This is a genomic window from Staphylococcus coagulans, assembly GCF_002901995.1.
Taxonomy (GTDB): Bacteria; Bacillota; Bacilli; order Staphylococcales; family Staphylococcaceae; genus Staphylococcus; species Staphylococcus coagulans.
This window is the reverse complement of sequence record NZ_PPQN01000106.1, coordinates 17356-18102: the sequence shown is the minus strand read 5'-3', so window position 1 is coordinate 18102 and position 747 is coordinate 17356. Positions and strand designations below refer to the sequence as shown.

At 61.7% G+C, this 747-nt stretch carries 1 pseudogene; it reads left to right on the top strand.

The features are described 5' to 3' along the window. Window positions 1-747 (top strand): annotated as a pseudogene (locus tag CD118_RS11495) (hypothetical protein); the annotation flags it as partial.

Sequence of the window (747 nt, the reverse complement as noted above, 5' to 3'; positions counted from 1 at the left end):
ACGCGGATGCCGACGCTGACGCAGACGCGGATGCCGATGCTGACGCTGATGCGGATGCTGATGCCGATGCTGACGCGGATGCCGACGCTGATGCAGACTCAGACGCTGATGCGGATGCCGACGCAGATGCCGACGCCGACGCTGATGCCGATGCCGATGCTGACGCTGATGCGGATGCAGACGCTGATGCTGACGCCGATGCGGATGCCGATGCCGATGCCGATGCTGACGCTGATGCTGATGCCGACGCCGATGCGGATGCAGATGCAGATGCCGATTCTGACGCAGACTCAGATGCCGATGCTGATGCCGATTCTGATGCTGATGCTGACGCTGATGCCGACGCTGATGCAGACTCAGACGCTGATGCGGATGCCGATGCCGATGCTGACGCGGATGCCGACGCTGATGCAGACTCAGACGCTGATGCGGATGCCGACGCAGATGCCGACGCCGATGCGGATGCCGATGCCGATGCTGACGCTGATGCGGATGCTGATGCCGATGCGGATGCCGATGCCGATGCTGACGCTGATGCGGATGCTGATGCCGATGCTGACGCTGATGCGGATGCAGACGCTGATGCTGACGCCGATGCGGATGCAGATGCAGATGCCGATGCTGACGCAGACTCAGATGCAGATGCAGATGCGGATGCCGATGCTGACGCTGATGCGGATGCTGATGCCGATGCAGATGCCGATGCTGACGCAGACTCAGATGCAGATGCAGATGCGGATGCCGATG